Below are 448 nucleotides of genomic sequence, written 5' to 3'. Positions count from 1 at the left end.
GCCATGCACTGCGCGCAGATGCAATACGGAATCCGCTGCAACTCCGTGCATCCGGGCTACATCGACACGCCGATGATCGCCCCTCGCCTGTCCGGCACGATCGACAACATGACCGGCCGGCAATGGCTCGAGGCGCTCCATCCGCTCGGCCGGCTCGGCCATGCGGAGGAGGTCGCCGACATGATCCTCTTCCTGCTGTCCGACGAGTCGACCTTCTCGACCGGCTCGGAGTTCGTCTGCGACGGCGGGCTGACGGCGTAGAGAAGTTAGGCCCGATCAAGCCACCGCTCCTGTCAGACGCGAGAGGCTGGGAAACGGCAAGCAGCGCGGCCGCTTCATCTGATTGAAGATCATGATCTGCAACTTGGACACGGCTCTATTGCGGCCTTCCCCCTCCGTCGCATCGACGGCGCGGTCTCCCCCCGTATGACGCAGGGCCGTCCGGGGA

At 65.0% G+C, this 448-nt stretch carries 1 protein-coding gene; it reads left to right on the top strand.

The features are described 5' to 3' along the window. Window positions 1-261: SDR family oxidoreductase (locus JG676_RS08040; protein WP_200217904.1), on the top strand; the 261-nt coding region annotated here is incomplete at its 5' end. Window positions 262-448 lie beyond the last annotated feature (187 nt).

The organism is Campylobacter sp. 2018MI34, from assembly GCF_016598975.1.
Classification (GTDB): Bacteria; Campylobacterota; Campylobacteria; order Campylobacterales; family Campylobacteraceae; genus Campylobacter_D.
Note: the sequence above shows the minus strand (reverse complement) of the source record. Positions and strands in the feature narration are given on the sequence as shown.